The sequence below is a fragment of the Cyanobium sp. NS01 genome, assembly GCF_014280235.1.
Lineage (GTDB): Bacteria > Cyanobacteriota > Cyanobacteriia > PCC-6307 > Cyanobiaceae > NIES-981.
This window is the reverse complement of the sequence record NZ_CP047940.1, coordinates 2,122,650-2,148,451: the sequence shown is the minus strand read 5'-3', so window position 1 is coordinate 2,148,451 and position 25,802 is coordinate 2,122,650. Positions and strand designations below refer to the sequence as shown.

Annotated in this window: 29 protein-coding genes and 2 tRNA genes; 10 read left to right on the top strand and 21 right to left on the bottom strand. The window is 70.8% G+C overall.

The genetic code is table 11. From position 1 onward, the window contains the following. Positions 1-6: 6 nt before the first annotated feature. Positions 7-489 (bottom strand): cupredoxin domain-containing protein, encoded by a 483-nt coding sequence (locus CyaNS01_RS11205; RefSeq protein WP_225875654.1) that lies wholly within the window; start codon positions 487-489, stop codon positions 7-9. Then, positions 489-2,588 (bottom strand): copper-translocating P-type ATPase, encoded by a 2,100-nt coding sequence (locus CyaNS01_RS11200; protein WP_186697143.1) that lies wholly within the window; start codon positions 2,586-2,588, stop codon positions 489-491. The genes CyaNS01_RS11205 and CyaNS01_RS11200 overlap by 1 nt, the downstream gene beginning before the upstream one ends. Positions 2,589-2,862: 274 nt before the next feature. Here CyaNS01_RS11200 and CyaNS01_RS11195 point away from each other — a divergent pair, with 274 nt between their 5' ends. After that, positions 2,863-3,252, top strand: a complete 390-nt coding sequence (locus tag CyaNS01_RS11195) for a heavy metal-responsive transcriptional regulator (protein WP_186697142.1) — start codon at positions 2,863-2,865, stop codon at positions 3,250-3,252. Positions 3,253-3,298: 46 nt separating this feature from the next. On the opposite strand, the gene CyaNS01_RS11190 is transcribed toward CyaNS01_RS11195, so the two are convergent. Next, positions 3,299-3,769: a lysozyme inhibitor LprI family protein gene (locus tag CyaNS01_RS11190; RefSeq protein ID WP_186697141.1), complete on the bottom strand. Its 471-nt coding sequence runs from the start codon at positions 3,767-3,769 to the stop codon at positions 3,299-3,301. Beyond that, a tRNA-Gly gene (locus CyaNS01_RS11185) sits at positions 3,769-3,839 on the bottom strand. Before CyaNS01_RS11185 ends, CyaNS01_RS11190 begins: the two co-directional genes overlap by 1 nt. A gap of 80 nt (positions 3,840-3,919) precedes the next feature. On the opposite strand from CyaNS01_RS11185, the gene CyaNS01_RS11180 reads away from it, so the two are divergent. The 5 genes from CyaNS01_RS11180 (at position 3,920) to plsY (ending at position 8,250) form a co-directional block, all read left to right on the top strand. After that, positions 3,920-5,323: an MFS transporter gene (locus tag CyaNS01_RS11180; RefSeq protein WP_370561513.1), complete on the top strand. Its 1,404-nt coding sequence runs from the start codon at positions 3,920-3,922 to the stop codon at positions 5,321-5,323. A 62-nt stretch (positions 5,324-5,385) separates the two neighbouring features. Beyond that, a complete protein-coding gene (locus CyaNS01_RS11175) occupies positions 5,386-6,132 on the top strand; it encodes an ABC transporter permease (protein WP_186700707.1) in 747 nt (248 codons plus the stop codon). A gap of 22 nt (positions 6,133-6,154) precedes the next feature. After that, on the top strand, positions 6,155-6,589 hold the full coding sequence (locus tag CyaNS01_RS11170; protein WP_186697140.1) for a DUF3119 family protein: 435 nt from the start codon (positions 6,155-6,157) through the stop codon (positions 6,587-6,589). Next, positions 6,582-7,550 carry a DUF3086 domain-containing protein gene (locus CyaNS01_RS11165; RefSeq protein WP_186697139.1) on the top strand — a complete coding sequence of 323 codons (969 nt, stop codon included), beginning with the start codon at positions 6,582-6,584 and terminating at the stop codon, positions 7,548-7,550. The genes CyaNS01_RS11170 and CyaNS01_RS11165 overlap by 8 nt, the downstream gene beginning before the upstream one ends. 37 nt (positions 7,551-7,587) lie before the next feature. Continuing rightward, positions 7,588-8,250 carry a glycerol-3-phosphate 1-O-acyltransferase PlsY gene (gene plsY / locus CyaNS01_RS11160; protein ID WP_186697138.1) on the top strand — a complete coding sequence of 221 codons (663 nt, stop codon included), beginning with the start codon at positions 7,588-7,590 and terminating at the stop codon, positions 8,248-8,250. A gap of 4 nt (positions 8,251-8,254) precedes the next feature. On the opposite strand, the gene proC is transcribed toward plsY, so the two are convergent. From proC to CyaNS01_RS11125, 7 genes are read right to left on the bottom strand one after another with little or no spacing between them, the layout of a single operon-like run. After that, complete coding sequence (proC, locus tag CyaNS01_RS11155; protein WP_255460035.1) at positions 8,255-9,067, bottom strand: pyrroline-5-carboxylate reductase; 813 nt, start codon at positions 9,065-9,067, stop codon at positions 8,255-8,257. A 32-nt stretch (positions 9,068-9,099) separates the two neighbouring features. Next, complete coding sequence (locus CyaNS01_RS11150) at positions 9,100-9,648, bottom strand: cell division protein SepF (RefSeq protein WP_186697137.1); 549 nt, start codon at positions 9,646-9,648, stop codon at positions 9,100-9,102. 23 nt (positions 9,649-9,671) lie between these two features. Further along, positions 9,672-10,406, bottom strand: coding sequence for a YggS family pyridoxal phosphate-dependent enzyme (locus CyaNS01_RS11145; RefSeq protein ID WP_186697136.1), 735 nt, complete (start codon positions 10,404-10,406; stop codon positions 9,672-9,674). Continuing rightward, positions 10,366-10,632 (bottom strand): PipX family protein, encoded by a 267-nt coding sequence (locus CyaNS01_RS11140; protein WP_186697135.1) that lies wholly within the window; start codon positions 10,630-10,632, stop codon positions 10,366-10,368. Before CyaNS01_RS11140 ends, CyaNS01_RS11145 begins: the two co-directional genes overlap by 41 nt. A gap of 22 nt (positions 10,633-10,654) precedes the next feature. Beyond that, positions 10,655-11,605, bottom strand: coding sequence for an energy-coupling factor transporter transmembrane protein EcfT (locus tag CyaNS01_RS11135; RefSeq protein WP_186697134.1), 951 nt, complete (start codon positions 11,603-11,605; stop codon positions 10,655-10,657). An 11-nt stretch (positions 11,606-11,616) separates the two neighbouring features. Further along, the gene (gene der, locus CyaNS01_RS11130; protein ID WP_186697133.1) at positions 11,617-12,981 is read right to left on the bottom strand and encodes a ribosome biogenesis GTPase Der; all 1,365 of its coding nucleotides are present in this window, start codon (positions 12,979-12,981) and stop codon (positions 11,617-11,619) included. Between the two features lie 56 nt (positions 12,982-13,037). Next, positions 13,038-13,529: a DUF1823 family protein gene (locus CyaNS01_RS11125; RefSeq protein WP_186697132.1), complete on the bottom strand. Its 492-nt coding sequence runs from the start codon at positions 13,527-13,529 to the stop codon at positions 13,038-13,040. A gap of 23 nt (positions 13,530-13,552) precedes the next feature. Between CyaNS01_RS11125 and dusB the strand changes: the two genes are divergently transcribed. Then, positions 13,553-14,590: a tRNA dihydrouridine synthase DusB gene (gene dusB / locus CyaNS01_RS11120; protein WP_186697131.1), complete on the top strand. Its 1,038-nt coding sequence runs from the start codon at positions 13,553-13,555 to the stop codon at positions 14,588-14,590. Here the strand turns inward: dusB and cobI are convergent. Further along, entirely contained in the window at positions 14,539-15,327 is a 789-nt protein-coding gene (gene cobI, locus CyaNS01_RS11115) for a precorrin-2 C(20)-methyltransferase (protein ID WP_186697130.1), read from the bottom strand. The two genes, dusB and cobI, sit on opposite strands and share 52 nt — an antisense overlap. On the opposite strand from cobI, the gene CyaNS01_RS11110 reads away from it, so the two are divergent. Continuing rightward, on the top strand, positions 15,326-15,895 hold the full coding sequence (locus tag CyaNS01_RS11110; protein ID WP_186697129.1) for an acireductone dioxygenase: 570 nt from the start codon (positions 15,326-15,328) through the stop codon (positions 15,893-15,895). The two genes, cobI and CyaNS01_RS11110, sit on opposite strands and share 2 nt — an antisense overlap. Before the next feature lie 214 nt (positions 15,896-16,109). On the opposite strand, the gene CyaNS01_RS11105 is transcribed toward CyaNS01_RS11110, so the two are convergent. After that, positions 16,110-16,183 (bottom strand) — tRNA-Arg (locus tag CyaNS01_RS11105). 89 nt (positions 16,184-16,272) lie between these two features. Between CyaNS01_RS11105 and CyaNS01_RS11100 the strand changes: the two genes are divergently transcribed. Beyond that, positions 16,273-17,154, top strand: coding sequence for a hypothetical protein (locus tag CyaNS01_RS11100; RefSeq protein ID WP_186697128.1), 882 nt, complete (start codon positions 16,273-16,275; stop codon positions 17,152-17,154). 22 nt (positions 17,155-17,176) lie between these two features. Here the strand turns inward: CyaNS01_RS11100 and CyaNS01_RS11095 are convergent, their stop codons facing one another. Continuing rightward, positions 17,177-17,404 (bottom strand): hypothetical protein, encoded by a 228-nt coding sequence (locus CyaNS01_RS11095; protein WP_186697127.1) that lies wholly within the window; start codon positions 17,402-17,404, stop codon positions 17,177-17,179. A gap of 35 nt (positions 17,405-17,439) precedes the next feature. Beyond that, positions 17,440-18,306 (bottom strand): 16S rRNA (cytidine(1402)-2'-O)-methyltransferase, encoded by an 867-nt coding sequence (gene rsmI, locus CyaNS01_RS11090; RefSeq protein WP_186697126.1) that lies wholly within the window; start codon positions 18,304-18,306, stop codon positions 17,440-17,442. Positions 18,307-18,368: 62 nt separating this feature from the next. On the opposite strand from rsmI, the gene CyaNS01_RS11085 reads away from it, so the two are divergent. Then, a complete protein-coding gene (locus CyaNS01_RS11085) occupies positions 18,369-19,295 on the top strand; it encodes a 3'(2'),5'-bisphosphate nucleotidase CysQ (protein WP_186697125.1) in 927 nt (308 codons plus the stop codon). 26 nt (positions 19,296-19,321) lie between these two features. On the opposite strand, the gene CyaNS01_RS11080 is transcribed toward CyaNS01_RS11085, so the two are convergent. The 6 genes from CyaNS01_RS11080 to serS all read right to left on the bottom strand — a co-directional run bounded on the left by CyaNS01_RS11080 (position 19,322) and on the right by serS (position 25,696). Further along, a complete protein-coding gene (locus CyaNS01_RS11080) occupies positions 19,322-21,448 on the bottom strand; it encodes a polyribonucleotide nucleotidyltransferase (protein WP_186697124.1) in 2,127 nt (708 codons plus the stop codon). A 90-nt stretch (positions 21,449-21,538) separates the two neighbouring features. Beyond that, a complete protein-coding gene (rpsN, locus tag CyaNS01_RS11075; protein WP_186697123.1) occupies positions 21,539-21,841 on the bottom strand; it encodes a 30S ribosomal protein S14 in 303 nt (100 codons plus the stop codon). Between the two features lie 36 nt (positions 21,842-21,877). Continuing rightward, entirely contained in the window at positions 21,878-22,531 is a 654-nt protein-coding gene (gene nth, locus CyaNS01_RS11070; RefSeq protein WP_186697122.1) for an endonuclease III, read from the bottom strand. A 12-nt stretch (positions 22,532-22,543) separates the two neighbouring features. Then, positions 22,544-23,632: an RIP metalloprotease RseP gene (gene rseP / locus CyaNS01_RS11065; RefSeq protein ID WP_186697121.1), complete on the bottom strand. Its 1,089-nt coding sequence runs from the start codon at positions 23,630-23,632 to the stop codon at positions 22,544-22,546. Then, positions 23,633-24,394, bottom strand: a complete 762-nt coding sequence (locus tag CyaNS01_RS11060) for a pentapeptide repeat-containing protein (protein ID WP_186697120.1) — start codon at positions 24,392-24,394, stop codon at positions 23,633-23,635. It lies immediately after the preceding gene. 30 nt (positions 24,395-24,424) lie between these two features. Next, on the bottom strand, positions 24,425-25,696 hold the full coding sequence (serS, locus tag CyaNS01_RS11055) for a serine--tRNA ligase (RefSeq protein ID WP_186697119.1): 1,272 nt from the start codon (positions 25,694-25,696) through the stop codon (positions 24,425-24,427). Positions 25,697-25,802: the final 106 nt, after the last annotated feature.

Below are 25,802 nucleotides of genomic sequence, written 5' to 3'. Positions count from 1 at the left end.
CTCGGGTCACTCCACCTCAAGGCTGCCCCGCACCATGTTCATGCCGCAGTGGAAGGGATAGGTGCCGGCAGCCTTGGCCGGCAAGTCCACGGAGGTGGTGGCATCCAGGGGCAGATCGAGGGATTGGTGGAAATCGGGGAAGATCACCTTCGCCACGCAGCCGCTCGGATCGATCCGGTGAAAGCTGAGCCGCACCGGCTGGCCGGCCTTCACCCGGATCCGCGAGGGGGCATAGCCGCCGTCCACGGTGATGGTGATCTCCTGCAGCCCGTGCTCCCCCTCGTGGGCCGCCACGCCACCACCATGGCGGCCGAGGAACCACCACAGCTCCCAGATGATCAGTGCCACCCCTGCGCCGGCCACCAGGACCTTCAGCAGCACAGGCTGCTCGATGCTGCGCCAGAGCGGCTCGGCGGTGGAGGCGCTCGTGGCAGCGGTGACGGCGACGGCTAGGGCAGGCAGGGGCGACATCAGGGGTGGGAGCGTCATCAGGCCGCCCTCGGCAGGGGCGCAGGCCGGAAGCGGCGCAGCCGCAGGGCATTGCTCACAACCGACACGGAGCTGAAGGCCATGGCGGCGCCGGCCAGCATCGGGCTCAGCAGCCAGCCGGTGAGGGGGAACAGCACACCGGCGGCGATCGGGATGCCGGCCACGTTGTAGGCGAAGGCGAAGAACAGGTTCTGGCGGATGTTGGCCATGGTGTGGCGGCTGAGCTCGATCGCCGCCGGCACGCCGGCCAGGTTGCCGGAGATCAGGGTGACGTCGCTGGCGGCGATCGCCACATCGGTGCCGGTGCCCATGGCGAGGCCCACGTCGGCCTGGGCCAGGGCGGGGGCGTCGTTGATGCCGTCACCCACCATCGCCACCGGGCCCTCCCCCTGCTCCTGCAGCCGTTGCACCACCGAGGCCTTGTCGGCGGGACGCACCTCGGCCACCACCCGCTCGATCCCCACCTGGGTGGCCACCACCTCGGCGGTGCGGCGGGCGTCACCGCTGAGCATCACCACCTGAAGACCCAGCCGCCGCAGCGCCGCCACCGCTGCCGCGGCACTGGGTTTGAGCGGATCGGCCACCCCGAAGCAGGCCTCGATCCGCCCGTCCACCTCCACGGCCGCCACACTGCAGGCCAGGGCCTCCAGGCGCTCCACCAGGGGCTCGAGGGCCGCGGTGTCGATGCCGAGTTCAGGGAGCCAGCGGGGGGTGCCGACCCGCACCTGCTGGCCGGCGATCACCCCCTGCACGCCGCGACCCGCCACGGCCTCGAAGGCCGTCACCGCCGGCAGATCGCCCGGCTGCAGCTGGCCTGTCGCATAGGCCACGATCGCCTCGGCCAGGGGATGCTCCGAGCGGGATTCCAGTGCGGCCGTCAGGGCCAGCAGGGTGTCAGCCGGCAGCGCGCCACCGTCGAGTCGCTCGAACTGGGTCACCTCCGGCTGGCCGCGGGTGAGGGTGCCGGTCTTGTCGAGCACGATGGTGCGGAGCGTGCCGGCAGTTTCGAGCGCCTCGGCGCTGCGGAAGATCAGGCCGTTCTCCGCTCCCTTGCCGGAGGCCACCATGATCGAGGTGGGGGTGGCCAGGCCCAGGGCACAGGGACAGGCGATCACCAGCACGCTCACCAGAAAGAGCATCGCCAGCACCGCATTGCCGCTCACCAGAAACCAGATCACATAGGCGGCAATGGCCAGGGCGATCACCGCCGGCGCGAACCAGCTCACCACCTGATCGGCCACCCGCTGCACCTGGGTGCGGGAGCTCTGGGCCTGGCGCACCAGCTCCACGATCTGGGCCAGCACCGTGCCCGTCCCCACCCGGCTGACCCGGAAGGTGAAGCTGCCGCTGCGGTTCATCGAGGCGCCGATCACCGCATCGCCCGCCGCCTTGGCCACAGGCGTGGGCTCCCCGGTGAGCATCGATTCCTCCACCCAGGAGCTGCCTTCGCTCACCACCCCATCGGTGGGCAGCTTCTCGCCCGGGCGCACCTGCACCAGATCGCCCACCACCACTTGCGACACGGGGATCTGCACCGGCTGGCCGTGACGCAGCACCCGGGCCGTGGGGGGCTGGAGCTGCAGCAGGCGCCGGATCGCCTCGGAGGTCTGCCCCCGGGCGCGGGCCTCCATCAGGTTGCCCAGCAGCACCATGGTGAGGATCACAGCGGCGGTTTCGTAGTAGACGTCTGCCGGCAGGCCCTCGGCGATCAGCAGCTGGGGGAAGACGGTGCTGAACAGCGAGGTGAGCCAGGCGATGCCGGTGCCGGCCGCCACCAGGGTGTTCATGTCGGCGCTGTGCTGGCGAAAGGCCGAGGCGGCGCCGCTGAAGAAGCCCCGGCCGCACCAGAACAGCACCGGCGTGGTGAGGATCAGCTGGGTCCAGGGGCTGGTGAACCAGCCCGGCAGGAAGGGCAGGCTGTGGACCCCGAGCATGTGGGGCAGGCTCGAGAGCATCACCAGTGCGGTGAGCACCACCGCCACATTCACCTTGCGGCGCAGCTCGGTGCGTTCCCGGGCCAGCTCCCGCTCCATGCCATCGGCCAAGCCGGCTGGATCCTCGGCATGGCAACAGGGAGGGCTGGCGGACGGGGTGCTCATCGCGGGGGCTGGAGGCAGGGCTGGGGCGCTGCGGGTGACAGTGCCTTTACCCTATGGGCTCCAGTTGGCTGGAGAGTCAAGGCCCGCCTGGGATGACACGGGCTTCAGGGAGCGGATAGGCCCGGGAGCTCAAAGGCAGACAGCAGAAAAGCCTTCAGGGCCAACTAGAGTCTCCACTGTGATGGAGAGTTTTCTCCCAATGACTGTCGCGCCACCCTCCCCAGTGATCCCGCCGGCAGGCCCTCCCCCTCGGGACATGGACAATCCTGCGGCCATGAAGATCGGCGTCCTGGCGCAACGCAGCGGGCTGCCGGTCAAGACCCTTCGCTACTACGAGGAGCTGGGCCTGCTGCCGGCGGTTGGCCGCAGTGCGGGGGGCTACCGGCTGTTCGCTGAAAGCAGCCTGCGCCGTCTGGAGTTCATCCGGCGGCTCAAGAGCCTTGGCCTGACCCTTGAGGACATCCAGGGCTGTCTGGAGGTGCACGACGCCGGCCAACTCCCGTGTGGCGACATCCAGCGGCAGCTCCAGCGCCAGATCGACCTGGTGGACGAACGCCTGCGGGAGTTGCACCAGTTCCGCACCGAGCTGCGGGGTCTGCTGGGGAACTGGCAGAACGATCCGGCGCCGAACGCCAGCGTGATCTGCCCCAACCTCAAGGTCTGATTGGAAGCCTTGGGACCTAAGCCCGCAGGAGACCAAGGCCCTGAACTCAGGGCGCCGGCGCCCCGCTGAGCTGCTCGATCAAGGTGGCGTTGAGCGCGTTTTCGCAGCTCAGCCACACGATCGGCCCGATGCTGCCGCCCTCCACCGGGCGGGTGGTCTGCTCGCACACCTGGCGCCGGCTGGAGCGCCATGGCTCGAGCAGGGCTCCCTGGCCCAGCAGGCCCTCCAGGCTCACATCGGCCTGGTTGCGCTGCTGCCAGAGGCAGGCCACGATCTCCTGGGTGTTGCCATCGCAGTCGGGCTGGAAGGGAAACGCCTGCCGCTGCCGCAGCGAATCCTGAAGGCTGTTCTGAGTTGCGGGCGCCTCAGCCGGGGAGGCCTTGCCCAGGGGAGACTCTCCTGAGCGGGCCGCGACCGGAGCCAGGGCTGGCCAGAGCAGCACCGAACTGAGCAGAAGCCAGCAGCGCGGCAGGGAACGGATCACCAAGGCGTGGAGCAGCAAGGCGTGGAGCAGCAAGCGGGCGGCGGGAATCGAACCCGCATCATCAGCTTGGAAGGCTGAGGTTTTACCACTAAACTACGCCCGCATCAGTACGTCTGTACTGCTTCTGGCCCTTTCGGGCTCCGCCATTATGGCCTGCGTTCCGCGTCCCCTCCCCTGCAGCCCTTGGCGCCCACCGCAAGCGAAGCGCCAGCCCCACCGGTGCCCCTCACGGATGCCGCGGATCTGCGCGGAGCGGCCCGTCAGCGCCTGCTCTGGGCCTACGGCCTGGGCGACGCCGGCACCGGCATGGCCGCCTCGCTGATCGGCTTTTACCTGTTCATCTTCTACACAGCAGCGGCCGGGCTGCCCTCCTGGATGGCGGGCCTTGTGCTGATGATCGGCCGCCTCTGGGATGCGGTGAACGACCCGGTGGTGGGCTGGCTCAGTGACAAGACCCAGAGCCGCTGGGGACCGCGCATCCCCTGGATCCTCGGCAGTGCCGTGCCCCTGGGCGTGGCGATGGCGGCGATGTGGTGGCTGCCGCCCGGCAACCAGTGGGTGAAGTTCGCGGTGTTCCTGCTGATCTCGATGCTGGCCAACAGCTTCTACACCGGGGTGAACCTGCCCTATGCCGCCCTGGCGGCGGAACTCAGCACGGATGTGTCGCTGCGCACCCGGCTCAACTCCTCACGCTTCACCGGCTCGATCATCGCCAGCCTGGTGGGCATCGTGCTCGGTGGCCTGCTGCTGCGCGACCACCACAACCCCGCCAGCTACCTGCAGCTGGGCGTGCTCACCGGCCTGCTGGTCACCAGCTCCACCCTGCTGTGCGGCTGGGGCCTGGCCCCGGCAGCCCGCCACTGCCAGCGGCCACTGCAGCACGCCGGCACCACCCGCCGCCTGCTGAAGCGGGTGCGCGCCAACGGCCGCTTCCTGCGCGTTCTGGGCCTCTACCTGCTGCTGTGGTGCGCCCTGCAGATCATGCAGACCGCTGCTCTCATCTACCTGCCGGTGGTGATCGGTCTGCCGGAGAGCTGGAGCAACTGGATCCTGCTGCCCTTCATGGTGAGCACCCTGGCGGGCCTCTGGGTGTGGACGGCGGTGTGCCATCGCTCCGGGCGGCTGCGGGCCCTCCATCTGGGCACCTGGCTCTGGATCGCCGCCTGCCTCTCCGCCATGGTGTTGCCGGCCATGCAAGCCGGCATCGCCCCCTTGGGCTCCCTGGCCAACGGTCTGCGCCTGGCAGCGTTGCTGGCCACGATCATGGTGGCTGGCCTCGGCGCCTCGACGGCCTACCTGATCCCCTGGGCGCTCCTACCGGATGCCATCGACGCTGATCCTGAAAAACCGGCCGGCCAGTACAGCGCCTGGATGGTGCTGGCCCAGAAGATCTGTATCAGTCTGGCCCTGTTCTTCTTCGGCAACATGATGAGCCTGAGTGGCTACCAGGCGGTGCGCGATGCCCTTCAGCCCGCCAGTGCGCTGGTGGCGATCCGGCTCTGCATGGGCCTGATCCCAGCGGTGCTGGTGGTGCTGGGGCTGGTGGTGATGCGTCGCTGGCCCGAGCGGCTCCCTCTTCAGCCATGACCCGTGCTTCTGCCCTGGTGCGTTCCCTGCGGTTGACCCGTTCGCCTGGCTTGCCCAGCTGGCTGCGGGCCCCGCGTTGGCTGCGGCGGCTGGCGGTGAGCGGCCTGATCGGGGGCCAGGCGGTCAGCGCCATCGCCCGCGGCCGCATCGGCGTCAACGATCTGATGAACGAGCTGCTGGAAGCCGGCCCCGGCAGCTTCTTGATCGTGATGATCACGGCTTTGGCCGCCGGCACCGTCTTCAACATCCAGGTGGTGGCAGAGCTCTCCAAGCAGGGCGCCAACGCCGCTGTGGGGGGCCTGCTGGCCCTGGGCCTCTCCCGGGAGATTGCGCCCCTTCTCACCGCCACCCTGCTCACCGGCAAGGTGGCCACCGCCTACGCCGCCCAACTGGGCACCATGAAGGTGACCGAGCAGATTGATGCGATCACCATGCTGCGCACCGACCCGGTGCAGTACCTGGTGGTGCCGAGGGTTCTGGCCATGGTGGTGATGGCGCCGGTGCAGTGCCTGCTGTTCTTCGGGGTGGGGATCTGGTCGGGGCAAGTGAGCAGTTCCTTGCTGTACAACATCCCCCCCAGCGTGTTCTGGAACTCGGTGCGCACCTGGATGCAGCCGGAGGATCTGCCCTTCATGCTGGTGAAGGCCCTTGTGTTCGGGTTGCAGATCGCCGTGATTTCCTGCGGCTGGGGCCTCACCACCCGGGGCGGCCCCAAGGAGGTGGGCACCACCACCACCGGCGCCGTGGTGATGATCCTGGTCACGGTGGCGCTGATGGACGGCGTGCTCACCTCAGTGCTCTTTGGATAACCCCGCCTCGGATGACCCCGCCATGACGACTCCCCCTTCTGCGGCCTCGGCCCCAGCTCCAGAGACCGAAGCCACGAGCCTGCCGCGCCATTACGGCGTGGCAGGGGGCGTGCTGGTGCTGGCGCTGGGCTGCCTGGCGCTGCTGCCCCTCTGGGGTGGGGCCCTGTGGCTGAGCCTGGGGGTGGGCCTGCTGGGGCTGTTCCTGCTGCTGCAGACCGCTTTGCTGCGGCTCGAGTTTCAGGCCGACTCCCTGGTGGTGTGGCGCCAGAACACCGAGCTGCGCCGCTTTCCCTATGCCAGCTGGCTGGCCTGGAAGCTGTACTGGCCGGGCCTGCCCGTGGTGTTCTATTTCCGGGAGGAGCGCAGCATTCACCTGTTGCCCCTGCTGTTCGATGCTGGGGCCCTGCGCCGACAACTGGACCGTCACCTGAGCCATCTCTCCGCGTCCGATGCCTGAGGAGCCCACCACCACCGCCGCGCCTGAGAGCGGCGCCACGCCGCCGGGGCCTGGTCCGGGCGAGCCCACGCCCAGCGAGCCGGCTGCCGCTGCCGCCAGCACCGCCTGGCAGGAGCTGGCGCTGGAGGAGCTGCGTCATCGGCGCCAGCAGCTCCTGGACGAGATTCACCAGCTGGAGAGCCGCCAGGAGCAGATCAACCGCGAGATTCAGAGCAGCGTCACGGGCCAGGCCGATGGGATGGCCCGCCGGCTCAAGGGCTTCCAGGACTACCTGGTGGGCGCCCTGCAGGACCTTGCCGTGGCCGCCGAACAGGTGGACCTGGTGCCCCAGCAACTGCTGGTGGCCCCCTCGGCTCTCGACGCCGAGCAGGCGGCCCAGGCCAGCCCCCCGCCGCCCGGTCCCGCGGTGGCCGCCGCAGGCCAGTTCAGCGCCGATGAGGGCCTGATCCGCGAGCAGCTCGCCGGCTTCCAGGGCCAGCCCGATTTCTACGCGCCCGCCTGGAAACTGCGCCGCAGCCTCGATGCCGAAGCCGCCGCCAGCCTCGACAACTGGTTCCTGGATCAGGGCGGTCGCGGCGCCCAGCCCAGCGGCGGCAGCCGCGGCCGCAATGCCCTGGTGAGCGCCGCCGCGATCGCCATCCTCGGGGAGCTCTACGGCGATCGCTTCCAGACCCTGGTGCTGGCCAGTCAGCCGGAGCGGCTGGGCGAGTGGCGCCGCGGCCTCCAGGAGGCCCTGGGACTCGACCGCGAAGACTTCGGCCCCAGCAGCGGCATCGTGCTGTTCGAGCGCCCCGATGCCCTGATCGAGCGGGCCGACCGGCTGGAGGAGCGCGGCGAGCTGCCCCTGATCCTGGTGGATGCCGTTGAGCAGGTGGTGGACATCCCGATCCTGCAGTTCCCCCTCTGGCTGGCCTTTGCCCCCGGCCCGGGCGAACTGATGCGCGACGAAGAGATCTACTGAGCCGCCTCTCCCTCCCCCAGCCAGCCCTGCCGATCCGATGACCCTGCCCCTTGCCCTGCCCCTGCTGCTCGCGGGCTACCTGCTGGGCTCCCTCCCCAGTGGCTACCTGGCCGCTCGCTGGCTGAAGGGCATCGACATCCGCCGCGAGGGCTCCGGCTCCACCGGCGCCACCAACGTGCTGCGGGTGGTGGGCAAGGGCCCGGCCCTGGCGGTGTTCCTGATCGACGTGCTCAAGGGCACGGCGGCGGTGCTGCTCGCCAAGGCCGTGCTGGAGCCCCTGGGCCAGCCCCTGGGGCCCGCCGCCTGGGCCATCGACAGCTGGGTGGTGGCCTGCGGCCTGGCGGCCCTGGCGGGGCACAGCTGGCCCGTGTGGCTGGGCTGGCGCGGCGGCAAGGCGGTGGCCACGGCCCTCGGCATGCTGCTCGGCCTGGCCTGGCCGGTGGGCCTGGCCAGCTTCGGGGTGTTTCTCGCCGTGCTCAGCCTCAGCCGCATCGTGTCGCTCTCCAGCGTGCTGGCCGCCGTGGCCCTGCCGCTGCTGATGCTGGGCTGGTTCCAGGGCCAGGGGGCCGGTCTGCGCTGGCCCTACCTGCTGCTGGCCCTGCTCACCAGTGCCCTGGTGATCTGGCGCCATCGCAGCAACCTGGGCCGCCTGCTGGCCGGCACCGAACCGCGCCTCGGCAGCAGGCCCGCTGGCTCCTGAGGGCTCAGCCCAGCTCGCGGCTGCGCTGCGCCGCCGCCAGCACCGCCTCGATCAGGGCTGAGCGCAGCCCGCCGCGCTCCAGCTGGCGCAGGCCGGCGATGGTGGTGCCGCCCGGTGAACTCACCAGGTCCTTGAGCTGGGCTGGGTGGAGCTCCTGCTGCTCCAGCAGGGCGGCGCTGCCCGCCAGGGTGCGCTGGGCCAGGTGGTGGGCCAGGGCCCTGGGCAGGCCGGCGGCCACGGCCCCATCCGCCAGGGATTCCGCCACCAGAGCCACGAAGGCCGGCCCGGAGGAGGTGAGGGCCAGGAAGGCATCGAGCTGAACTTCGGGCAGCTCATGCACCTCCCCCACCCGGGCAAACAACTGCCGCACCAACGCCCGCTCCGGCTCTTCCAGCTCGGGGGCCAGGGCCAGGCCCGTGAGCCCACAGCCCACCTGGCAGGGGGTGTTGGGCACGGCCCGCACACAGCGCCAGCTCGGGAACAGGCGCTGCAGCCGCTCCAGCTTCACGCCGGCCAGCACCGAGATCAACAGCCCCGAGGCCCCGGGCGGAGCCGTGGCCGCCACGGCCTCAAGCTGCTGGGGTTTCACGGCCAGCAGCAGCACCGGTGCCGCCCAGGCCGCCGCCGGATCGGTGCCCACCGCCAGGCCATGGCGCTCCTGCAGGCGGGCGGCGGAAGCCTGGCTGGCCACCACCGCCTTCAGGCCCGGGGCCTCCAGCAGCCCTGCCTCCAGCAGGGGGAGCACCAGGGCACGCGCCATGGTGCCGAATCCCACCACGCCGAGGCTGGGGAGCAGGGAACCGGAAGCAAGCGGCACCGGGTGCAACGGCAGCGGGGTGATCGAACGCCCTAGAGGGCGCTGTCCTGGCGGCCCCAGGCCGGCGAGGGAGCGGCTTCCTGCTCCTGGGCCAGCTCCCGGGAGATGGTGGTGGGGGCAGACACCTCTTCACCGCTGGCCGTGGTGACGCTGACGCAGCTGGGGGCGAACAGGAAGATGCTCTCGCCCACCCGCTCCTGGTGGCCGTCGATGGCGAAGGTGCCGCCGGCCACGAAATCCACGGCCCGCTGGGCCTGATCGGGCTCCATCATGGTGAGGTTGAGGATCACCGTCTTGCGCTCCCGCAGGGCCTGGATCGCCCGGGGCATCTCGTCGAAGCTGCGGGGCTCCATCAGCGACACCTCTGCCGCCGCGGAGGAGAGCCCCGGCATGCCGATCACATTGCTGCCGGCAAAGGGGTCGTCGGAGCTGAAATCGGAGCTGAGCGCCAGGGCGCTGCTGCGCTGGATCGGAGGGGGGTCCTGGGCGTCGCCACCGTCGTAATCGAGGTCCTCGTCGTAATCGCCTTCGAGGTAGTCATCGCCGGAGACGACGGCACGCAGGCGGGAGAACAACGACACGGAGCGAACCTCTTGGGGTGCTTTCAACCTGAATAGCGTCCCACGTCAGTGATGGCAAGCCGTTGGGACGGTCGCACACCAAACAGGGCGCTGCCGATCCGCACCCAGGTGCTGCCCGCCGCCGCCGCTTCGTGCCAATCACCACTCATGCCCATCGAACGCTCGGGCAAGCCCAGCTGCGTGGCCAGGGCCGCGCAGGCCTGAAACAGGACCTGAAGCTCCTCGTGGCCGAGGCCCTGCGGGGCGATGGTCATCAGCCCCACCGGCCGCAGCGGCGCCAGCGTCGCCAGGCGTGGCCAGGCGGCGCGCAGCTCCTCTGGGCTGAAGCCGGTCTTGGAGGGGTCGGGCCGCAGCTTCACCTGGAACAGCACCGCCGGGTTGAGGGATTCCTCGCCGGCGATGCGGGCCAGCCGCTCCGCCAGGGCCAGGCTGTCCACCGAGTGAATCGTGCCGAAGCGGCGCAGTACCGCCCGGGCCTTGTTGGCCTGCAGCCGGCCGATGAAGTGCCAGTCGAGCGGGGCCAGGTCGGCGAGCTCCTCCTGCTTGGCGCTGGCCTCCTGCAGCCGGCTCTCGCCGAAGCTGCGCTGCCCCGCCGCCACGGCGGCCCGGATGGCCTCGGCCGGATGGCCCTTGCTCACCGCCAGCAGACGGCAGCCGGGCGGCAACGCAGCGGTGATCGCCTCGAGCCGCGCCGCCAAAGGCTCAGAGGCCAGTGGCTCAGATGAAGGTCTGGTCAAAGAGCTGTCGCCAGTGGGCATGGGCCTCAGCGCCATCCCGGCGCACCCGGGCCAGGTTCTGCTCGGCGAAGTGACGGGCATCCATCAACGGCACCACCTCAAAACTGGCGCCCCTGGGCTGCAGGGTCACCACAAAGAAGATCCGCTGGGCATACAGCGTGGCGTAGAGATCCCTGCCGTCGGGCACTGGCGCCACTCGGTAGAGCATCCCGAAGGTGGGGTGATTGAGATAGCGCTCGGTGGTCACTCAGCCTTCTGATCTGCAGGTATTAAAGAGCACCGACACGCCATCGTAAGACCAGGAACAATCCCAGCCCCAGGCTGACCAGCAGATTGGCGGCCCGCGCCGGCGGCGCCAGGCGGTGCAGCTGCCAGGGCGGCTGCCAGGTTCCGCCCCGGGCCAGCAGGGCCTCGGCCCCCTGCTCGGAGCGCAGCAGCAGGTTGGCCAGCAGCCTCTCCCCCACCCCCAGCACCAGCCCCAGGGAGAGCTGCCAGCCGAGCCGGCGCAGGTTCACGGCCCGGGTGGCCACGGAGCGCACCAGGTTCTGCAGTTCCTCCTGCACCAGCGGCAGGAAGCGCAACGACAACAGCAGGGTGAACCCCAGCCGCTCCACCGGCCAGCCCAGCCGTGCCAGGGGGGCCAGCAGCCAGCCGAACGACCACACCAGCTCCTCCGGTGGGGTGCTGAGCAGCAGCAGGTTGGCGCTGTGCACCAGGGTGAACAGCAGCGTGGCGCCGTTGAGACCCAGCTCGGCGGAGCGGCGGTTGATCACCAGCGGGCCGAGGCTCACGGGGCCGAGGCTGATCGGCCCCCAGCGCACCAGCTCCCAGGGCATCCCGGCCCGCTGCGGTGGTGGCTCCAGGGGTGATCCAGGCAGCAGCCGCACCTCCGCCGGAGGCCGCTGCAGGGCCGCTGCGCCCACCCCACCCGCCGGCAACAGGGTCGCCAGCCCCCCCACCAGCAGACACAGGGCCAGCAGCAACGGCAGGCTGCGGCCCCACAGCCGCCAGGGCAGGCCGCACACCGCGGTGATCAGCAGCAGCAGCCCCACCAGGGCCACCCGCCAGATCGGGCCGGCCAGGATCGGCGTCACCAGGAAGGCCATGGTCCAGGCCAGCTTGAGGCGGGGATCCAGCCGCCGCAGCCAGCTGCCACGCCCGCCCTCACCGCCCTCCTCGGCCACGAACTGGCCGATCGGCATCTGGCGGAGGAGGTCCAAGGGCAGGAGGCTCAGCGGCCGCGATTCTGCTGGCGCAGCTGATCGCGCTCGGCGTCGCGCTGCTGCTTGCCACGCCAGAACAGCTTGATCGGCGTGCCCTCGAAGCCCAGGCCCTCGCGGATCTGGCGCTCCACGTAGCGGCGGTAGGTGTCGCCGAACAGTTTGGGCTCGTTCACGAACAGGGTGAAGCTGGGCGGCCGCACCGCCACCTGGGTGCCGTAGTAGAGCCGGCCCTGGCGGCCGCCGCGGCTGGTGGGCGGCGAGCGCCAGCTCAGGGCCTCGGTGAGCACCTCGTTCACCACCGAGGTGGTGACGCGGCGGCGGTGCTGCTCCACCGCCAGCAGGGCCAGCGGAAAGATCGCCTGCACCCGCTGGCCGCTGAGGGCAGAGGTGAACAGCATCGGCGCCCAGTCGAGGAAGTAGAGCTTGGCCCGGAGCTCGCGCTCCATCGCCGGCATGGTGTGGCTGTCCTTCTCGATGGCATCCCACTTGTTCACCACCACCACGCAGGCGCGGCCGTCCTCCTCGATGCGGCCCGCCAGGCGCTGGTCCTGCTCGGTGACGCCATCGAGGGCATCGATCACCAGCACGCACACATCGCTGCGCTCGATCGCCTTGAAGCTGCGGTTGATGCCGAAGTATTCGGGGCCGTAGCTCACCGAGCGGCGGCGGCGGATGCCGGCGGTGTCGAGCAGCTTCCAGCTCTTGCCCTCCCGCTCGATCGTGGTGTCGATCGTGTCGCGGGTGGTGCCGCGGATCGGGCTCACGATCGCCCGGTTTTCGCCGCACACGGCGTTCAGCAGGCTGGACTTGCCCACGTTGGGGCGGCCGATGATCGCCAGCTGGATCGGCTCCTCGCTCTCCACCTGCTCGGTGGGGGGCAGGTGGCCGATCACGGCGTCGAGCAGGTCGCCGGTGCCGGCGCCGTGGATGGCCGAGATCGGATGGGGTTCGCCCAGGCCAAGCCCCCAGAAGTCCGCCGCCATCGCCAGGCCGGCATCGGGCGACTCGCACTTGTTCACCGCCAGCAGCACCGGCACCCCCTGGCCCCGCAGCCACTCGGCGATCGACTGGTCGGCGCCGGTGCAGCCCTGCTGGCCATCCACGATCACCAGGGCCACGGCCGCCTCGGCCAGGGCCAGGTTGGCCTGCTCGCGGATCTCGGGCAGGAATTCACTGTCGTCATCGAACACCAGGCCGCCGGTGTCCACCACCCGGAAGCTGCGGTCGCCCCAGAAGCCCTCCTGGTAGGTGCGGTCCCGCGTCACGCCGGGCTGGTCGTGCACGATCGCCTCGCGGCTGCGGCAGAGCCGGTTCACCAGGGTGGATTTGCCCACGTTGGGGCGGCCGATGATGGCGACGACCGGTAAGGCCAAGAGTCTTATCGCAACGACTGTCCTTCCTTGACAGTACAGATGGGTCGGCAGGGCGCTCAGGAGATCGGCGGGTCGCCGGGGTGGCCGCGCACCGGATCGGCGGGGGCGTCCAGCAGCGGCGGCAGCGGCCCCAGCTCCGGCAGCGGTTCGCCGCGCTCGGCCAGCTGGGCCAGCAGCCAGGTCACCGCCGTGGCGCGGCGGGTGCGGCGCGGGTAGAGCTCGCCGATGCGGTAGCCGCCGAAGCCCAGTTGCTGCTTGAGCAGCTGCTTGTGGGGCTTGGCGATCGAGCGGGTGAGCCGAACGCTGGCGGGGCGCTCGGCGATCAGCTGCGGGGCGAGGGGGAACGACTCCCGCCAGTCCGCCCCCGTGGCCGGGCCCGCGCTCCAGGTGCCGGAGCCATCGGGCCCATACCCCAGGCGCGGCCAGATCAGCTCACACACGAAGCGATCGCTGAGGCGGTCGGCCAGCACCGCCTCCAGCAGCGCCCGGCTGAGGGGGTAGGCCTCGGCCGCCGGGGCGGCCTGGGCAGGAGCGGCGGGGGGAAGCACGGCCTCATCCCAGAATCCTCGCCATGATCGCCGCCCCTGCCCCTGAACTGCTGCTGCTGGCCGGCCACGGCACGCCGCGGCGGTTGCGCTGCAGGGTGCTGCAGTCGCCCCTGGCGGGGGTGAGTGATCGGATCTTCCGGGGGCTGGTGCGGCGCTGGGCCCCCGATGCCCTGCTGTTCACCGAGATGGTGAACGCCACCAGCCTGGAGCTGGGCCACGGCCTGCAGAAGGTGGAGGAGCTGGGGGCTGAGAGCGGGCCGATCGGGGTGCAGCTGTTCGACCACCGGCCGCAGGCGATGGCCGATGCGGCCCGGCGCGCCGAGGCGGCGGGCGCCTTCCTGATCGACATCAACATGGGCTGCCCCGTGAAGAAGATCGCTCACAAAGGCGGCGGCAGCGGCCTGATCCGCGACCCCGAGCTGGCCGCCCGGATTGTGGACACGGTGGCGGCGGCGGTGTCCATTCCCGTCACGGTGAAGACGCGGCTGGGCTGGTGCGGCGGCGGGGCTGACACCGCCGTGGCGTGGTGCCGCCGGCTGGAGCAGGCCGGCGCCCAGCTGATCACCCTGCACGGCCGCACCCGCGAGCAGGCCTTCAGGGGCCGTGCCGACTGGGGGGCCATCGCCGCGGTGAAGCGGGCCCTGAGCATCCCGGTGATCGCCAACGGCGACGTGGCCAGCCCCGCCGATGCCCTGCGCTGCCTGGCCGCCACCGGCGCCGATGGCCTGATGGTGGGCCGGGGAACCATGGGGGCGCCCTGGCTGGTGGGCCAGATCGACGCCGCCCTCAGCGGCCGGCCCATCCCCCCCAGCCCGGACGCCGGTGAGCGCATCCTGCTGGCCGCCGAGCAGTTGCAGGCCCTGGTGGCGGCCCGGGGGGATCACGGCCTGCTGATCGCCCGCAAACACATGGGCTGGACCTGCCAGGGCTTCCCCGGGGCGCCGCGGCTGCGCCATGCCCTGATGCGGGCGCCGACGCCGGCCGATGCCCTGGCCCTGCTGGAGGACGCCTACGGCAGCACCGCCGGCCAGCCCTGGCGGATCAGCAGCAGCGAGAAGTAGGGCTGCTCCGCCGCCGGCAGCGCCAGGGCCGGGGCCACCTGCTGGTCGGGCCAGCCCACCCGCTGGGCGAACAGGGCTGCCTCCAGCAGGCCCCGGGCCGCCAGCAGGGGGCGCACCCAGCGCCAGCGGTGGCCCAGCTTGAGCAGGGCCAGCACCGTGGCGGAGGCCGCTGCCTGCGCCAGCAGCGCCTCCAGCTCGGCAGGGCTCTCGGGGGTGGGCCGGATCAGCAGGCTCTCCTGCTGCAGGGCCAGGGGCCAGGCGCCGGCCGCCGCAGCCGCCGCCACCGACGCGATGCCGGGGATCAGCCGCAGCGGGCAGCCGGGATGGCGCTGGCGCAGGGCCAGCAGCACATAGCTGCTGCTGGCGAACAGCGACACGTCGCCCTCACACAGCAGCACCACCGCCAGGCCAGCGGCCACCTCCGCCGCCAGGGCATCGGCGGCGGCGTGCCAGGCGGCGATGCGGGGGGCCGCCTCCGCCACCATCGGGAACAGCAGCGGCAGGCGGCGCTGCTGCGGACTCAGCCACGGGGCGGCGATCGCTGCGGCCATGCCCTCGGCGCCCTCGCGTGCCACCGGGTAGGCCACCACGGCGGCCTGCCGCAGGCTGCGCACCGCCGCCACGGTGAGCAGCTCCGGGTCGCCGGGGCCCACGCCCACCAGGGTGAGACCAGGTGTGGCAGGGGCAGGGCCTGCTGCTGCAGTTTCTAGGCTGTCGCCCAGCGGCGCGGACGCCATGACTCTCCTGGCCATCTATCGGAACCCTGCCACCCCAGGCGGCCAGCCCGAGCTGGCCCTGCGCAGCAGCGATGGCGCCAGCATCGCCGCTGAGCTGGCCCAGCGCGGCATCACCTTCCAGCGCTGGCCCGCCCGGGCCCAGCTGCCCGCCGGCGCCGACCAGGCCCAGATCCTCTCCGCCTATGCCGCCGAGGTGGCCCGGGTGCAGGAGGGGGGCGCCTACCCCAGCGTGGATGCGATCCGCCTGGCCCCCGACCACCCCGATCGCCAGGCCCTGCGTCAGAAGTTCCTGGCCGAGCACACCCACAGCGAAGACGAAGTGCGCTTCTTCGTGGAGGGCCGCGGCCTCTTCTGCCTGCACCTGGGGGAGGAGGTGGCCCAGGTGCTGTGTGAAGCCGGCGACTGGATCGCCGTGCCCGCCGGCACCCGCCACTGGTTCGACATGGGTCCCGAACCCCACTTCTGTGCGCTGCGGTTCTTCGTCAACCCCGAGGGCTGGGTGGCGCAGTTCACAGGCGATCCGATTGCCCAGGCCTATCCCCTGCTCGATGCGCTGCAGGTGGCTTAGCTGTGTGTTCTCGCCAGGCCAGAGGCCTCAGCCAGCGCTCCCGGGCCGTCTCGGAATGAGGCAGAAGAGCCCGCTGGGATCGTGATTGACGCTGCACGGATCCACATCCACAACAACTGCGTGGCACGCACCCCATCGGCGGCGAGCTTCCGCTCGAAGGCGCCCAGCTCCGGCGCCTGGGTGAGCTTGAAGCGGCCCTGCTGAGCTGTGACAGCGCCCCCTGATGGATTCGAACCATCGACCGGCTGCTTAGAAGGCAGCTGCTCTATCCAGCTGAGCTAAGGGAGCGGGTCGGCCCGGCGGGCCGGCTGGGGCCATTGTGCCAGCAGCTCCCGGTCAGGCCCTTAAAGTGCCCTGCTGCTCTGGTTGGACGGTGGATGGTGGCTAGCCGGCTTTCCGAGGGCCAGAAGAAGGAGATCGTGGCGCGCTACCGGGCGGGAGACACCAGCACGGAGCTGGGCAAGCTGTATGGCTGCAGTGCCAACACCATCAGCCGCACCCTGAAGGCGTGTCTCGATTCGGCTGAGTATGAGCAGCTCAAGCAGCGGCGCGGCAGGCAGGCTGCTGCCGCAGCGCAGCCGGCCCCGGCCGCCGCCGCTGCTGCTCCGCCGATCCGCCTGCAGGAGAAGCCCCCAGAGGCCGAGCCGGCGCCACCAGCGGCTGAGCCGGCCGCCGGATCCGAGCCAGCAGAGAGCATTTTCGATCCGGATGAAGACCCCGTGGATGGCGGTCGACGGCGGGTGTGGGCCATCGACGACGCCGATGACTTCGGCGACGACCCCGACACGGACGACACCAACGCCGACGACCCCGACGGCGAGGACGCAGGCAGCGAGGACGACGGCCCTGAGACCTTCGTGACCGTGCCGGTGCTGGCCCTCGACCATTCGCCTGAGCCGATCAGCTGCCGGCCCCTCTCCGAGGCGGAGCTGCCCAGCACCGCCTTCCTGCTGGTGGACAAGATGGTGGAGTTGCTGGCCAGGCCGCTCCGGGAGTTCACCGAACTGGGGCCCCTTCCCCAGGACGAGGAGGAGCGCCAGGCGGTGGGCGTGTTCGGCAATCAGCGCCTGGCCAAGCGGCACTGCGGCCGCAACCAGCGGGTGATCCCACTGCCGAATCCCAGCCTGCTGCTGCTCACCGCCCCCTACCTGAGCGCCCAGGGCATCAGCCGCGTGGTGATCGATGGCAGCCTCTACGCCCTGCCGGAGCCAGGCACCCAGGCCGCGGCGAACCCCCCGGCCAGCGGTTCCGAGGCCTAGTTCCGGGGCCTAGTTCCGGGGCCTAGTTCCGGGGCCCCGGCCAGAGCAGGGCCGCCGAGCATCCGCCACTGACCACCCCGGCCACCAGGGCCAGCCCCACCAGGAAGCCGGCTGGCAGGGGGGCGGTGCTGCCCGCCCCCACCCAAAGCTTCGGGCGCTGCTCCAGGTTCTGGGCGCCCAGGCAGAGCAGCAGCAGCAGCAGAGCGCCGCCGGAGAGGCTGGCCAGCACCAGGCGCAGGCGCACGAGCATGGCAGCGGAGCGCGATCTGGCAGGAGTCTGCCTGCTCAGCCGCCGCGGTGCAGCAGGGCGTAGAGATCGCGGCGGCTGTGGCCGCTGCGCTCCGCCAGGTTCCGGGCCGCATCGCGGCCGCTGAGGCCGCCGGCCACCAGGGCTTCGAGCTCCTGGAGCAGAGCTGCCTCATCCCAGGCGGCTGGAGCCGCGGCCGGGGCGCCACCCAGCACGAGAGTGCACTCCCCCTGGGGAGGGGTGCGGCGGAAGTGCTCCAGGGCCGCCATCACCGTGGGGCCCACCTGCTCCTCGTGGCGCTTGGTGAGTTCGCGGGCCACCCGCAGGGGCCGGTCTCCGACCGTGGCCAGTAGGTCTTCGAGCAGATCCAGCAGGCGATGCGGCGCTTCGTAGAGCACCAGGGTGCGCTCGTCCTGGGCCAGCTCCTGCAGGCGCTGGCGGCGTTGGCTGGCCCGTGGCGGCAGGAAGCCCTCGAAGCAGAAGCGGCCGCAGGGCAGTCCACTGCTCACCAGGGCGGTGGTCACGGCGCTGGGTCCGGGGACGCAGATCACGGCCAGCCCGGCGGCGCGGGCGGCGGCCACCAGGAGTTCGCCGGGGTCGGAGATGCCCGGCAGGCCCGCATCGCTGATCACGGCGATGGCCTCACCGGCCTGCAGGGCGGCCAGCAGTTCGGGCAGCCGGGCGGCCTGGTTGTGCTGATGGAACGACAGCAGCCGCGGGCCATGGTCGCGGCCGCGCAGGCCCAGCTGGTGCAGCAGCAGGCCACTGCGGCGGGTGTCTTCGCAGGCGATGCGGTTCACCCCCGCCAGCACCTGCCGGGCCCGGGGCGAGAGGTCGCCGAGATGGCCGATCGGCGTGCCCACCAGGTAGAGCACCCCCGGCGCCGGTTCTGGCTGTTGGGTCACGGGATCAGGTCGCTTCGGGGATCAGCTGGGTTCTCCTGCACAATGCCCCCTGCAGCACCAGCATGTTGGCCACCACCCTCACCCTGCCCTCAGGCATCGCCCTGGAGGAGCTGCTGGCGGTGCTGCGGCGGCTGAGCTGGGGCGCAGCCGACATCCTGCGCGCCTATGCCCGCGGCGAGCAACCCCCCTACGGCTTTGCCGCCGCCCTCAGCGTGGACTCCGGCGGCGAGGGGCCGGTGAGTGCCGCTGACCTGGCCGTGAACCGCTGGTTGCTCGATGGCCTGGGCGGCGCCTTCCCTGACGCCGACTGGACCCTGCTCAGCGAGGAGACCGCCAGCGAGCAGCTCACGGCCGGCCAGCCCCTGGCGGCCGAGTGGATCTGGATCCTCGATCCCCTCGATGGCACCAAGGACTTTCTGCAGGGCACCGGCGAGTACGCCGTGCACCTGGCCCTGGTGCGCGCTGGCGCGCCGGTGCTGGGGGTGGTGCTGCTGCCGGAGATGGAGGAGCTCTGGATCGGCGTGGTGGCAGCTGATGGCAGTGAGGCCTGGTGCGAGAGCCGCAGCGGTGAGCGCAGCCCGGCCCGGCTCAGCGGGCGGCGCGAGCTGGGGGAGCTGGTGCTGGTGGCCAGCCGCAACCACCGCGACCAGCGGCTGGAGCAGCTGCTCGGCGCCCTGGAGCTGGGCGACACCAAGGCGATCGGCAGCGTGGGCGGCAAGGTGGCCACGATCCTGCGGGGCGAGACCGACCTCTACATCTCGCTTTCGGGCAAGAGTGCCCCGAAGGACTGGGACATGGCCGCGCCCGAGGCGGTGCTGCGGGCGGCCGGCGGCAGCTTCAGCCACGCCGATGGCGCGCCGCTCACCTACAACAGCGGCGACGTGCGCCAGGCCGGCTGCCTGATTGCCAGCCATGGCCTGGCCCACGGCCAGCTGTGTGAGCGGGCCGCGGCGGCCATGGCCGTGATCGACCCTGGCTTCCCGCTCTGACCCCAGCCCCTCAGACGGGCCCCGGCTCAGACGGGCACGGGGGTGTCGGCCTGGGGCACGCCGCGCAGGGTGAGGTTGATGCGGCCGCGGTTGTCGATCTCGCGCACGCGCACGGTCACCTGATCGCCCACATTCACCACATCCTCCACCTTCTCCACCCTCGATTCGCTGAGCTGGGAGATGTGGATCATGCCCTCCTTGCCGGGCAGGATCTGCACGAAGGCGCCGATGGGGATCACGCGGGTGACCCCGCCGCTGAACACTTCCCCTTCCGTGATGCGGCGGGTGAGGCCCTCGATGATCCTCTGGGCCTCCTCGGCGGCGGCGCCGTCGTGGCTGGCAATGGTCACCACGCCACCGTCTTCGATGTCGATCTTGGTGTTGGTGCGCTCGGTGATGCCCTTGATCGTGCGGCCGCCGGGGCCGATCACGGTGCCGATCAGTTCCGGATCGATGCGGAAGCTGAGCAGGCGCGGGGCGTGGGGGCTGAGGCTCTGGTTGGGCTTGTCGATCGCCTCGAGCATCTTCTCAAGGATGTGCAGCCGGGCCGGACGGGCCTGGTTGATGGCCTCGGCCACGGTGCTCACGGCCAGGCCGGTGATCTTCATGTCCATCTGCAGGGCGGTGATGCCCTTCTCGGTGCCCGCCACCTTGAAGTCCATGTCACCGAGGAAGTCCTCCATGCCCTGGATGTCGGTGAGGATGCGCACCTCCTCGCCCTCCTTGATCAGGCCCATGGCGGCGCCGCTCACGGGGGCCTTCAGGGGCACACCCGCATCCATCAGGGCCAGGGTGCTGCCGCACACCGAGCCCATGGAGGTGGAGCCGTTGGAGCTGAGGCACTCCGACACCACGCGCAGCACGTAGGGGAAGGATTCCTTGGCGGGCAGCACCGGAATGATCGCCCGCTCCGCCAGGGCGCCGTGGCCGATCTCGCGGCGGCCGGGGGAGCGCATCGGCTTGGTTTCGCCGGTGGAGTAGGGGGGGAAGTTGTAGTGGTGCAGGTAGGTCTTCTCGGTGGACGGGTTGAGGTCGTCCATCTCCTGGGCGTCGCTGGGGGTGCCGAGGGTGGCGCAGGAGAGCACCTGGGTGAGGCCGCGCTGGAACAGGGCCGAGCCGTGCACGCGCTTGGGCAGCACGCCGGCGGCAGCCTGGATCGGACGCACCTCATCGAGGCTGCGGCCATCGACGCGCTTGCCTTCGCCCACGATCTGGGCGCGCATCAGCTGCTTGGTGAGGCGCTTGTAGGCGTTGCCGAGGGCCTTGCCGCCGGAGGCCTTGCGGATGGGGTCGTCCTCACCGAGGCCGGCGATCTTCTGGCCCACCTCGGCCTTGATGGCGTCGAGTTTCTCATCGCGCTCGGCCTTGCTGAGGCTGAACTGCTTGAGCAGCTCGCCGATGGGCTGGCTGCACTCCGCTGCCAGGAAGCCGGGCAGGGCGGGATCTTCCTCCAACGGTTCGGGGATCACCTGCTCGATGCCCAGCTCCTTGAGCAGGTTCTGCTGGGCCTTGATCAGTTCGCACACCGCTTCGTAGCCGAAGTCGATGGCCTCGATCACATCCTGCTCGGGCAGCTGGTTGGCGCCCGCCTCCACCATGATCACGCCCTGGGGGGTGCCGGCCACCACCAGGTCGAGCTCGGAGCGCTCGGTTTCGCGGTAGGTGGGGTTGAGCACGAAGTCGTCACCCAGCAGGCCCACGCGCACGGCGGCCATGGGGCCGTTGAAGGGAATCCTGGCCAGCAGGGTGGCCATCGAGGCGCCGGTCACGGCGAGCACATCGGGCGGCACCCGTTCATCCAGCGACAGGCAGGTGGCCACGATCTGGAGGTCGTCGCGCATCCAGTTCGGGAACAGCGGCCGCATCGGGCGGTCGATCAGGCGGCAGATCAGCGTGGCGCGCTCGGGGGGGCGCGACTCGCGGCGCATGAAGCTGCCGGGGATGCGCCCGGCGGCGTAGAGGCGCTCCTCGTAGTCGCAGATCAGGGGGAGGAAATCGATGCCTTCACGGCCTTTGGAGCGGGTGGCGGTCACCAGAACCGACGTATCACCACACTCCACCATCACAGCACCCCCTGCCTGGGGAGCAAATCGCCCGGTGGTCAGCCGGATCTCCCGACCATCGAAGGAGATCGACTGAGTTTGTCCTTGCACTTGGCCTTATCTCTCTTTGTCAACCACCATTCTCGCATTCAGCCGTGCTGGGGTGCGGCAGCGCCCCGCCAGCACGGCTGGAGGTGAGGCTCACCAGGACGACTTGACCACACCGGGCAGTTCACCCTTGTGGGCGCGGTCGCGCAGCTGGTTGCGGCAGAGGCCGAAGTCGCGGTAGACGCCGCGGGGCTTGCCGGTGGCCCAGCAGCGGTTGCGCACCCGGTTGGGGGCGCTGTTGCGCGGCAGGGACTGGATCTTGCGGTGGATCTCCAGCCGCTCCATCGGATCGGCGGCGGCTTCGAAGGCGGCCTTCAGGGCAGCGCGCTTGACGGAGAAGCGCTCCACCATCTTCTTGCGCTTGACGTCGCGCGCAATCATCGACTTCTTCGCCATGCGGGCCGGAGTGGTAGCGGTCAGGGATCGTTGAGCCTACCGCGTGGCCCCTGCCCCCATCGGGCAGAGGTCGGCGATCGGGCAGCTGGGGCAGCGGGGGCTGCGGGCCGTGCAGACGGCGCGGCCATGGAAGATCAGCCGGATCGAGAGGGTCTGCCACTCGGGCTGGGGGATCAGCTTCATCAGATCCGGCTCGATGCGGCGCGGTTCGCTGTGGCGGCTGAGGCGCAGCCGCTGGGCCAGGCGGCTCACGTGGGTGTCCACCGTGACGCCGGCGTTGATGCCGTAGCACCAGGCCAGCACCACCGAGGCGGTCTTGCGGGCCACGCCCGGCAACTCCAGCAGCTGCTCCATCGTGCGCGGCACCTCGCCGCCATGGCGCTCGATCAGCAGCCGTGAGGCGGCCACGATGTTCTTCGCCTTGTTGCGGAAGAACCCTGCCGAGTGCACGTAGGGCTCCACTTCGGTGGCATCCACCACGGCGGCGCTGGCGGCGTCGGGGAAGCGCTCGAACAGGGCCGGGGTGATCCGGTTCACCCGTTCATCGGTGCACTGGGCCGAGAGCATGGTGGCCACCAGCAGCTCGTAGGGCGTGCGCCAGTCGAGGGAGCAGGTGGCATCGGGGTAGAGCACGCCGAGGCGCTCCAGGATCTGGGGCGCCCGCTGGCGGGCCGTGGCGAGGCGGGGCATGGGGTGGCCCGATCAGCGCCCGAGCAGTTGCTGCACGGCGGGGAGCTGGGAGGTGTCCTTCACGATCAGCAGCATGCTGAGGCCCACCAGGAACACAAAGCCCGACTGCATGAAGGCCATCTGGAAGCGTTGCGGCAGCGGCCGCCCCCGCACGCCCTCCAGCAGCAGCAGGGCGAGCTGGCCGCCATCGAGCAGCGGCAGCGGCAGGGCGTTGAGCACCGCCAGGTTGATCGAGATCAGTGCGGTGAACAGAAAGAGGCTGCCGCCGCCCTGCTGGGCCAGGGTGGCGCCCATCTCCACGATCTTCACGGGTCCGGACACCTGGGAGGCCGTTTCACCGAAGTGGGTGACCAGGGTGACAAAGCCGCCGGCGGTGCGCTTCAGCAGCAGCCAGCTGTCGCGGCTGGCCTGGCCCATCACCTCCAGGGGGCTGCGGGCCGGGCGGAACAGCTCGGTGCCGTTGGGCTGGAGCTGGGCGCCGATGCGGCCCACGCCATCGAGATCGCTGGGGGTGAGCCGCAGGGCCAGGCGCTGATCGCCGCGTTCGGCCACCAGCGTGAGATCGCGCTCCGGCGCCGCCTTGATCTGCTCCACCAGGGAGGCCACGGCCTGCTGGCCGCCGCCGATGTCCTCACCGGCCAGGGCCACGATCCGATCGCCCGGCTGCAGGCCGGCGACGGCGGCGGGCTGGCCGGGCAGCACGCCCGACACCAGCACCCCAGGCGCGGAGGTGAAGCCGGCCGGCAGGCCCACCACCACCCCCTGAGCCACCAGCACCAGCCAGGCCAGCAGCAGGTTGGCCAGCACCCCGGCGGCGATCACCAGGGCGCGCTGGTGCAGGGGGCGGTTGGTGAGCAGGTCGGGATCGTTCTTGGCGATCGGGCTGTCCTCGTCGTCGTCGGGGAAGGCCACGAAGCCACCCAGGGGGATGGCCCGCAGGGCGAACTGCACGCCCCGGCGCTGGCGCTCCAGCAGCACCGGCCCGAAGCCGATCGAGAAGCTGCTCACTCGGATGCCCTGCCAGGTGGCCGCGAAGAAATGGCCGGCCTCGTGCACCACGATCAGTCCCGCCAGGATCGCCAGTGCCGTGAGAACGCCCATTCAGGTCGTGTCGCTGAGAACATCCATTGTGGGGCCGCTGGCGGCGGTACCGCTTGGCGGCAGGGGCTGATCGGAGAGGGCCTGGCTGAGATCGGCATCCTGGAAGTCGGTGCCGGTGAGGCGGGCGCCGCGCAGATCGGCCTGGTGCAGCCGGGCCCGCAGGAAGCTGGCGCCACGGAGATCGGCCGCGGAGAGATCGGCGCCGCTGAGGTCGGCGTCGCTGAAATCGGCCCCCTGCAGGTCCACGCCGTGGAGGTCGGCATGGCGCAGCACCGTGCCGGAGAAGTTGGCGCCCCGCCAGCGGCTGAAGGGAATGTGCAGGCCCTCGAGGTTGGCGCGCTGCAGATCGAAGTCGTCCTGCCAGATCCCAGCGGCTGAGAGATCCTCCAGGGCGCGGATGCGGCCGAGGCTGTTGGTGGTGCCGGCCTGTCGGTCAGAGAGCAGCAGATCGAGCATCTCGTGGTGCTCGCGCTCGCGGCGCTTGCCCGCCTCGAAGATGAACACGAAGGCGGCGGCCACGATGCTGAACGCTTCGGCGTTGTCGATGCTGATGATCTCGAGATAGTTGCTGGTGAGGCAATCGGGCTCCAGGCGGGCGCGATGGCAGTTCTCGAAGCGGTTCACCGCCGACAACAGCACGAAGGAGCAGGCCGCGGCGATCAGCACCCGGAACTGGAAGGAGCGATCGAGCTGGCGGAAGAAGGGTGAGCGGCGGCGCCGCTGCTGCTGGTCGTACCAGGTGCTGGTGGGCCTCTGTCTCATGGCGTGGGGGGCTGTTCAGGTGCCTGCGGCTCAAGCGATCCGCTCGCCTCCGAAGTAGGGCGCCAGGGCGGCGGGCAGCATCACCGAGCCATCGGCCTGCTGGCCGTTTTCGAGCAGGGCGGCCATGGTGCGGCCCACGGCCAGGCCGCTGCCGTTGAGGGTGTGCAGCAGCTGGGTGGTCTTGCCCTGCTTGAAGCGGATGGCGGAGCGGCGGGCCTGGAAGTCGTGGCAGAGGGAGCAGCTGGAGATCTCGCGGTAGGCGCCGGCGCCGGGCAGCCACACCTCCAGGTCGAAGGTGCGGGCGGCGGAGAAGCCGAGATCGGCGCCGCAGAGCTCGATGCGGCGGTAGGGGAGCTGCAGGGCCTCGAGGATTGATTCCGCCTGGGCGGTGATCAGCTCCAGGGCCGCCGCCGACTGGTCGGGATGGCAGAACCAGTAGAGCTCCACCTTGTTGAACTGGTGCAGGCGGATCAGGCCGCGGGTGTCGCGGCCGTAGGAGCCGGCCTCACGGCGGAAGCAGGGGGTGTAGGCGCAGTAGCGCAGGGGCAGCTGCTCGGCGGGGATCACCTCATCGCGGTGCAGGGAGGTGAGCGGCACCTCGGCGGTGGGGGTGAGCCAGAGGTCGTCGCCGGCGCACTGGAAGCTCTCCTCGGCGAACTTGGGCAGCTGGCCCGATCCTGTGAGGCTGGCGGAGTTCACCAGCACCGGCGGCAGCACCTCGGTGTAGCCGCAGGCGGTGTGGTGATCGAGCATGAAGCCGATCAGGGCGCGCTCGAGGCGCGCGCCGGCCCCCAGCAGGGTGATGAAGCGGCTCTGGGCGATGCGCACCGAGCGCTCGGTTTCCCACAGGCCCAGGCGCTCGCCGATCTCCCAGTGCTCCTGCAGGCCGGCGGGGGGCCGCGGCTCGCCCCAGCGCTTCACCTCCACGTTGTCGGCCTCGCTGCGGCCTTCAGGCACCTCGGGGGCGGGCAGGTTGGGCAGGGTGAGCAGCTGCTCGCGCAGCTGGCTCTGCAGCGCCTTCTCCTCCTCCTCCAGCACCGCCACCTGCTGCTTCACCCGGTTGCCCTGCTCCCGCAGGGCCGCCACCTCCGGCCCGCCCGGATCGGCGCCGCCGCGGATCAGCTGGCCCACCTCCTTGCCGATGCGGTTGCCCTCGGCCTGCAGGCCGCTGCGGCGCTGCTCGAGGTCGCGCTCCTCGGTGGCCACCAGCTGCAGGCCGATCAGATCCACGCTCAGGCCGCGGCGGGCCAGCTGGCTCACGATCTGGTCGGGATGGCTGCGCAGCAGGCGCTGATCGAGCACGGCAGGGGGGCGGATCGAGGCAGCCTAAAAGCAGGCCTGGCAGCGGCTTGGGGCATGACCCCGTGGGCCTTCAGTCGATGAAGAGCTGCACGCCGGCGCGCAGGAT

Bases quoted from the DNA above. Each gene is read 5' to 3' on its own strand.
- CyaNS01_RS11170 (WP_186697140.1), top strand. From the start codon at position 6,155: ATGACGACTCCCCCTTCTGCGGCCTCGGCCCCAGCTCCAGAGACCGAA.
- CyaNS01_RS11165 (WP_186697139.1), top strand. From the start codon at position 6,582: ATGCCTGAGGAGCCCACCACCACCGCCGCGCCTGAGAGCGGCGCCACG.
- CyaNS01_RS11205 (WP_225875654.1), bottom strand. From the start codon at position 489: ATGACGCTCCCACCCCTGATGTCGCCCCTGCCTGCCCTAGCCGTCGCC.
- nth (WP_186697122.1), bottom strand. From the start codon at position 22,531: ATGCCCCGCCTCGCCACGGCCCGCCAGCGGGCGCCCCAGATCCTGGAG.
- CyaNS01_RS11195 (WP_186697142.1), top strand. From the start codon at position 2,863: ATGAAGATCGGCGTCCTGGCGCAACGCAGCGGGCTGCCGGTCAAGACC.
- CyaNS01_RS11095 (WP_186697127.1), bottom strand. From the start codon at position 17,404: ATGCTCGTGCGCCTGCGCCTGGTGCTGGCCAGCCTCTCCGGCGGCGCT.
- CyaNS01_RS11145 (WP_186697136.1), bottom strand. From the start codon at position 10,406: ATGCCCACTGGCGACAGCTCTTTGACCAGACCTTCATCTGAGCCACTG.
- CyaNS01_RS11060 (WP_186697120.1), bottom strand. From the start codon at position 24,394: ATGAGACAGAGGCCCACCAGCACCTGGTACGACCAGCAGCAGCGGCGC.
- cobI (WP_186697130.1), bottom strand. From the start codon at position 15,327: ATGGCGTCCGCGCCGCTGGGCGACAGCCTAGAAACTGCAGCAGCAGGC.
- CyaNS01_RS11085 (WP_186697125.1), top strand. From the start codon at position 18,369: ATGTTGGCCACCACCCTCACCCTGCCCTCAGGCATCGCCCTGGAGGAG.
- rpsN (WP_186697123.1), bottom strand. From the start codon at position 21,841: ATGGCGAAGAAGTCGATGATTGCGCGCGACGTCAAGCGCAAGAAGATG.
- CyaNS01_RS11200 (WP_186697143.1), bottom strand. From the start codon at position 2,588: ATGAGCACCCCGTCCGCCAGCCCTCCCTGTTGCCATGCCGAGGATCCA.
- CyaNS01_RS11100 (WP_186697128.1), top strand. From the start codon at position 16,273: ATGGTGGCTAGCCGGCTTTCCGAGGGCCAGAAGAAGGAGATCGTGGCG.
- CyaNS01_RS11110 (WP_186697129.1), top strand. From the start codon at position 15,326: ATGACTCTCCTGGCCATCTATCGGAACCCTGCCACCCCAGGCGGCCAG.
- plsY (WP_186697138.1), top strand. From the start codon at position 7,588: ATGACCCTGCCCCTTGCCCTGCCCCTGCTGCTCGCGGGCTACCTGCTG.
- dusB (WP_186697131.1), top strand. From the start codon at position 13,553: ATGATCGCCGCCCCTGCCCCTGAACTGCTGCTGCTGGCCGGCCACGGC.
- rseP (WP_186697121.1), bottom strand. From the start codon at position 23,632: ATGGGCGTTCTCACGGCACTGGCGATCCTGGCGGGACTGATCGTGGTG.